This is a genomic window from Burkholderia sp. TSV86 (genome assembly GCF_001522865.1).
Lineage (GTDB): Bacteria > Pseudomonadota > Gammaproteobacteria > Burkholderiales > Burkholderiaceae > Burkholderia.
Genome location: NZ_LOWB01000095.1, coordinates 1 through 6,487, shown reverse-complemented (window position 1 = coordinate 6,487; position 6,487 = coordinate 1). Strand labels below are relative to the sequence as shown.

Here is a 6,487-nt window from a genome sequence, read left to right as displayed (position 1 = left end):
AACCCCTCGGCTATATCCCGCCCGCCGAAGCTGAGGCAAACTACTATCGGCAACTTGAAACAGCTGCCGCTGAACCCCCATCAACTTAAACCAACCAGCCTCCACAATTCCCGGGGCGGTTCATTCTCGCCTAAATCTGTGTCCGGATTCATTAGACCACTACAATATCGAGGCGCGCGGATTTCAATCCATGGCTTCGGTTGCTTGAAGATGCCGGCACAAGCGCCGGTAAGAGTCGACAACCGCGTCTCGCACGAGACCCTTCGCGATAAAAACGAGGCGCGAGTGCTGCTTTTTATGCGCGTCCTCGCCGGGCAAAGCATCTAGATGCAGAATTGGATGAACGAGATGATGCACGGCATGAACCACGACCGGTTGGGCAGCGTCGGCGAGCACAAGAATGCCTTTAACGCGGAGAATATTATCACCGTGCCGGTTAAGGAGCAGTGTGAGCCACAGTGTGAAGATTGGCCATTCCAGAGGCTCATCGAACTCAATGCAAAACGCTTCCAGCGATGCCAGTACTTCACGATGCGCGGGCGATGCGTTGAGTCGCGCCAGCGGATTGGCGGCCATGCCCGCATTGTTTCCGCGCATACCGATACGACGAACGAAATCACTGAAGCCTTTCGCGTTCTCAGCCTGACCGAGTACGAGCGACGCCCCGTCCAAGCTCGTACGACGTTCGATGCGCGCAGCCGGATTGAGTTGCTCGAGCGTTTGTAATAGCACATCGAGGGCGGCATCGTCGACAAGATCCGCCTTCGTAATCACGATACGGTCTGCCGCCGTCACCTGCGAGAGCCATTCAGGATGTCGCGCATGCTGCTGACCGGCATTGACGGCGTCGACGACCGTTACGATGGCGCCGATCGAAAAATGGCTTGACACCACGCGATCGCCAAGCAGCGTCGCGACAATCGGCGCCGGCGTCGCGAGACCCGTCGTCTCCAGCACGACGTGGGAAAACGCCGGTACTTCGCCTCGCGCTCGCCGTGAGAATAATGAGGCAAGCGCCTCTTTCAATTCGCCTCGTATAGCGCAGCAGACGCAGCCATTGTCGAGCAGCACGGTCTGCGCGTCGACCTCGCCGACCAGCAAATGGTCCAACCCCACCTCGCCGAATTCGTTGATGAGCACCGCCGTGTCACGCGCGGCATCGCCCTTGAGGACATCTGCCAACAAGGTCGATTTTCCGCTGCCGAGAAAACCCATGACGATCGTCACGGGGATGATGTCGTAGGCAAGGCTCATGAGCGCGCCTCGTCGTCGGGAAACAGCGTGAGTGGGTCCATGGGACGACCGAGCATCGCTTCGGCGGCTTTCCAGATTTGCATGAAGTCGTCGACAATTATCTGGGCGCCAGTCGGCGATGACAGCACAAACGACTGTCCATGGAAGTCCGTGAGCTTAAGCCGAAAATCCTCGAGCACGCGGTTCGCATGCGCGACCTGCACATGCCGCTGGCGTCGCGCACTCGCGCCCTCACCCGCCGCCACTGTGTTAGACCAGTGACGCCCACCGCCGAGCAAACCGCACATGCCGCACATCGCACACTCCTTCTTTTGCATCAGGGCATCACATCGCCCGAATTGGGGCCGAGCGTCTACCCCACGAACAGGTTGCCGCCGGGATCAGAGGCAAGCGACACTGCTATTGGTGCAAGTTCCTCCGCGCACCCCAAACGTCGCAGCGGCAGTTCCTTTGACTTCGACTCGTTCCATGATGCGCTGATCCATCGACGAGCAGTGTCTCGATGGGGCCCGGCGCGATGGCGTTGACGAGCACGTTATCCGGCGCGACTTCAAGCGCCAGAAACTTGGTGAAGCCGATCATGCCCGCCTTCGCCGCCGAATAATGCGTCAGCTCCGCACCGCCCTTGATGCCGGGCTGTAACGCTACATTGATAATGCGCCCCCAGCGCTGCGCGATCATCGACGGTAGCGTGCGTTGAGAGCACAGGAAAACGCTGTGCAGGTCGATGCGAAGCATGTCATCCCACATCTCCGCGGTCAGGTCCGCACAGCGCGCCTGCATCAGCAGGCCGGCGTCGTTCACGAGAATGTCAATGCCGCCGTAAGCTGCGATACAGCGATCAACGATGCTGCCTCGTTGCCCACATCGGCGACAACGATTTATACATCCACGCCGCTTGCGCGGCAGAGATCGGCGTGAGCCTCGAGCCGTGCCTCGTCGACATCCGCTATCACGCGCCGCGCACCGGCCTCGGCGTAAGCGAGCGCGACGGCGGCGCCGATGCCACTCGCCGCACCCGTGACGACCGCGCGACGCGCCGTCCAGTGAGAACATTGACGCCATATTGATGAGCGTCCTTGATTGAGTCGTGAACGGATCAGCCTGGCCAGCGCACGGTCAGGCCGCCGTCCGCGACGATCGACTGTCCGGTGATATACGACGCATCATCGCTGGTCAGAAAGCGGATCAGTGACGCGATTTCCTGCGGCCTGCCTACACGTCCAAGCGGAATGCCCTTCGCCGCTTGACGCAAGCCGTCGGGGCCCAGCGAATTCACCACGTCCAGCGATTGCGGAGTTTCGATCAGGCCGGGAATTACGGCATTGCAGCGGATGTTGCGCGGCGCAAGTTCCATCGCGACGGCCCGGCATAACCCGGGCACGCCTGACTTGGCTGCGGAATAATGCGTGTGGTTCTCCCATCCATACACGCCGCCTGCGATCGAGGACACTGCCACCATCGCCCCATCACCCTGCATGCGGCGCGCGGCTGCTCGGAAAGTACGCATTACGCCAGATAGGTCAACATCGAGCATCTGGTACCACTGCGCATCGCTCATTTCTGTCAGAGACGATGCGCGCAGCAGACCAGCGTTCGCAATGGCGTAATCGATACGGCCAAACTTCTCCATCGCAGCGGATGCGAATGCCTCGACTTGCTCGGCCGACGTGACATCGACGGCCTGCATCAAGCACCTTCCGCCTGCCTGCTCGACAGCCTGCGCGGTCGATTGCGGATCATGCGGATCACCGGGGAAATATCCGCCCACGACCGCGACCCCGGCTTGCGCGTAGGCCACTGCGAGCGCCTGACCGATCCCGCTCGCCGCACCCGTTACCAAAGCTACTTTCACAATTATTCTCCAGTCGATTTAGTTGGTTTCGGCGGGATCAACGTGCCGCGCGAAAAGAATGAGGACGCCAGACAGGAAGCACGGCACCGCGCCGAACCACAGCGCCGCGTGCAGCCAGTCTTCGCCATGATTAAGCATCCAGGTGACACCGACGCCGGCCAAAATAGCGCCAATCGGACCCATCGCGTGTACGATCGAACTGCCAGTGCCGCGAATGGCAGTCGGATAACTTTCGCCGATGAAGAACAACGCTGCCGAGTACGGTCCAATCAGGAAGAACAGGCCAAGGCTATAGAGCGCGACGACGACGCCGGCGCTGCTCTGCCCGAACAACATGCCGGCAAACGACAGGCCGCCCAGCATCCAGCCTATGGCCAGCGTATTGCGCCGGCCGATTTTGTCGCCGATGAAACCATGGCTCAGATAGCCGCAGTAGCCAATCACGTTGGACAACACAAGGATCAACAGCGAGTTTTCAAACGAGACGTTATGCACGCGCGTCAGCACCGTCGTGCCCAGTACGCTAAACACCTGAATTGCTGACCAATTGAGCAGAATTCCACCGCCAAGCACGAGCGTCGCCCGCAGCGCACCGCCACGGAACGCCTCCGCAAGACCAGCTCGGCTGTGCTCTTCGTAATCGACCGCATGCTCGCTCGCGAGGCTGCGTGCTTCGTCGTCGGCTCCAGCTTCACGCAATTGCCTGATGCGCTTATTCAGCAGAAATTGCGGGCTTTCTTTCAAACGCTGCGTCATGAAGAAAATTACAATGGCGGGAAATGTCGCGAAAATAAAGCACCCCTGCCAGCCGATGCGCGGCAACAGCAGCATCGTCAGGCCAGAAGCAATCAGTGCGCCGATCGGCCAGCCGCCCTGCACTAGGCTATAAATAAAACCCTTGTTGCGGTTAAGTTTCGGATCGTTGGCGGACGAGTACAGCTCGTTGAGGTAGGTAGCATTGACCGTTTCTTCAGCGTAACCAAGGCCTGACAAGGAGCGGATCAGCACGAGCGGTACCTGCCCCATTGCTCCGCCGATAACCGTAAGCCCCGAGCACACTGCGGCGCCCGCAACCGTCCACAACAGGCCCGCCTTGCGTCCGAGCCTGTCAAGTAGCGGTCCGATCGCAAACGCGATCACCGCCGTGCCGATGGCGACCAGCGTGGCGATCTCGGCCTGTGCTGTCGCATCCCAGTTGTAGTGCTTGCCGATTTCGGGTAGCAGCGTGCCGAACAGGATGAAGTCGTAAACGGCGAACACCCACGCAAAGAACGCGACGACAGTCGCCCGCTTCACGTCGGACGGCATGATCTGCTCCAGCTTGAAGCCAGAAGCAGATAAGGAATTCTCTTTCATCGTGGCGCTCCTTTGAAGCTCAGGAGTAGACATGGTCAGGACTCTTATTGATGAGGTCGTATTAAGGTCATGCGATTGGAATTACGATTTGAGCGGGTGCCGGTGCAGGAAATCGCTGGCGATTTCGTCGCAAATGCTGAAACGCGCACCTTCGTGCTTGCGGAAATGAGTGATGAGACGTTCGGGCATCAGCAGCACTTGAGCGCGGCCGGAAACGTCCGGATGGATCGTGATGGGAAACCCGAGGGACGACAAAGTGGGCGCCGTGCAGATCGGACGGCGCGATTAGCAGATCACAACCGCGCGCCGCAGCATCGAAAGCTGCACAATCCGCGACGCCGCATGCAAGGGACTCGCAGGTGTCGGCCGATTTCGACAAGCCAATCATCCCTTGCCGCGGATACCGCGCCCCACTCGCCCGATATTCGACTAGGCCGTTGAGCGCGGCCGGCACAAGTATTGAACCGGCCGTATCTGCACCGCCAGCGATCGGCACAACGCCCGCAGCGACGACAGTTGCGGCGCCTGATGATGAGTCATCCGGCACACGATGACCACCGTTCGCGATGGTTGTGTCGAAAGCCAGGTTAAACGGCGCACCGAAGTGTGGGTTAAGCCCGAGCCCAGAATATGCAAACTCGCTGAGGTTCGTCTTGCCAATGGAGACGAAGCCTGCTCGTGAGCCTGCGGCAACCAACGGCGCATCTTCGGTAGCAGGCGGGCAGTCACGGAATAGCGCCGAACCTGCCGTTGTGACGCTGCCTGCCACATCGAACAGATCCCTCCATGCGATCGGCACGCCATCGAGCAGGCTGGCCGGACGTCTTTCGCGCCACTGCGCAGCGGCAGCACGGGACGCGTTAAGCGCACGTGTTTCGTTCTCGGAAATGAAGGCCGCGTCGCAGGCAAGCGCATGGGCAATTGCCTCACCGACGATGCTTCCGACGCTTGTGGCGCCATTGCAGGATGCAGCGGCAAGCTGAACGGCACTGCGCCAGAAGGATGATGAGAAGCTCAATTCAGGCGTCACTTAAATGTACTTCGTTGACAAAATACGTTTACAGTAGTGAAATCAAAAAAGACAGCAACATGGGAATTACCCTTGTTGCTGTCACTTTCAGCGTCCATATGAAGCCGAAGTCAGATAACTCTGTAGGTAGTCGACAATTTCAGGGGCGAAATCAATATCGACGAAAGAATCGTTGTACAAACACGTTTGTCACTATTTCGTGCGCGCAACTCATGCCGGCACCCAGCTCGAAGGCTTTGTCCAGGACGTCACGGAGCGCCAGCGCGCGGTGCAAACGCTCCGATATCTTGCCGAGCACGACCCTCTCACGGGGGCGCTAAACCGGCGCGGGATTGAGCGCGAGATGCACGACATCACGGCACAGGCTGCGCTGACTGGCGAACAGCACATCATCGGCTACGTGGACCTGGATCGTTTCAAGCTCATCAATGATTTATACAGGCACCACATTGGCGACGAGGTATTGCGCCAAGTACGGCAGCGCATGGAAGGCGAACTTGCTTCGACCGACCGTATCGGCCGCATTGGTGGCGACGAGTTCGTCATTCTGTTCGGCTCCCCATCACTTGAAGATGCGGCAATGGCCGCGCAGAAGATGGTCGAAGCCATTGGCAGCGTACCCTACCGGATCGGCACGCGTGCATTCCAGGTCCGGGCGTCGGTAGGCGTCATCGAATCACCACCTCATCTGCGTGCCGAAGAAGCGATCTCCATGGCGGATGCCGCGTGCCGCGAAGCGAAACGCAATGGCAACGGCCGGGTGGTCATGTGTATTAGCCGGGACTTGATCTGACAGGTAGTCGGGCCGACAAAGTACGAGTCGTCAATGGGGGATGAGTTTCTCCTTGGCGAGATCGAGCGAATCGAGGAAAGTGCGCATCGGCGTCTTGCCGTAACACCAGCGCCCCTGATGCTCTCGTTCATTGTTGTACTGGTCGAGCCACGCATCAAGGTCCGTCTGCAAGGTGGCGATCGAGTCGTAGATCTTCTTG

The 6,487-nt window shown here is 59.3% G+C and carries 7 protein-coding genes and 3 pseudogenes; 1 reads left to right on the top strand and 9 read right to left on the bottom strand.

Features of this window, described 5'->3' with window-relative positions; genetic code table 11:
- Positions 1-183 precede the first annotated feature (183 nt).
- The 8 genes and pseudogenes from WS68_RS16075 to WS68_RS26350 form a co-directional block, all read right to left on the bottom strand.
- On the bottom strand, positions 184-1,254 hold the full coding sequence (locus tag WS68_RS16075) for a CobW family GTP-binding protein (RefSeq protein WP_059571750.1): 1,071 nt from the start codon (positions 1,252-1,254) through the stop codon (positions 184-186).
- Entirely contained in the window at positions 1,251-1,571 is a 321-nt protein-coding gene (locus WS68_RS16070) for a hypothetical protein (RefSeq protein WP_331457870.1), read from the bottom strand. The genes WS68_RS16075 and WS68_RS16070 overlap by 4 nt, the downstream gene beginning before the upstream one ends.
- 82 nt (positions 1,572-1,653) lie before the next feature.
- Positions 1,654-2,058, bottom strand: a complete 405-nt coding sequence (locus WS68_RS16065) for an SDR family NAD(P)-dependent oxidoreductase (protein ID WP_269434549.1) — start codon at positions 2,056-2,058, stop codon at positions 1,654-1,656.
- 77 nt (positions 2,059-2,135) lie between these two features.
- Complete coding sequence (locus WS68_RS29285) at positions 2,136-2,258, bottom strand: hypothetical protein (protein ID WP_269434550.1); 123 nt, start codon at positions 2,256-2,258, stop codon at positions 2,136-2,138.
- A gap of 95 nt (positions 2,259-2,353) precedes the next feature.
- Entirely contained in the window at positions 2,354-3,109 is a 756-nt protein-coding gene (locus tag WS68_RS16060) for an SDR family NAD(P)-dependent oxidoreductase (RefSeq protein ID WP_059571749.1), read from the bottom strand.
- Between the two features lie 18 nt (positions 3,110-3,127).
- Positions 3,128-4,465, bottom strand: a complete 1,338-nt coding sequence (locus WS68_RS16055) for an MFS transporter (RefSeq protein ID WP_059571748.1) — start codon at positions 4,463-4,465, stop codon at positions 3,128-3,130.
- An 81-nt stretch (positions 4,466-4,546) separates the two neighbouring features.
- Positions 4,547-4,705 (bottom strand): annotated as a pseudogene (locus WS68_RS28980) (polysaccharide deacetylase family protein); the annotation flags it as partial.
- A 67-nt stretch (positions 4,706-4,772) separates the two neighbouring features.
- Positions 4,773-5,495, bottom strand: a pseudogene (locus WS68_RS26350) (amidase family protein); the annotation flags it as partial.
- A gap of 172 nt (positions 5,496-5,667) precedes the next feature.
- On the opposite strand from WS68_RS26350, the gene WS68_RS16050 reads away from it, so the two are divergent.
- Positions 5,668-6,288 (top strand): GGDEF domain-containing protein, encoded by a 621-nt coding sequence (locus WS68_RS16050; RefSeq protein ID WP_059571747.1) that lies wholly within the window; start codon positions 5,668-5,670, stop codon positions 6,286-6,288.
- A 30-nt stretch (positions 6,289-6,318) separates the two neighbouring features.
- On the opposite strand, the pseudogene WS68_RS28410 reads toward WS68_RS16050, so the two are convergent.
- Positions 6,319-6,487: pseudogene (locus WS68_RS28410) on the bottom strand (IS481 family transposase); the annotation flags it as partial.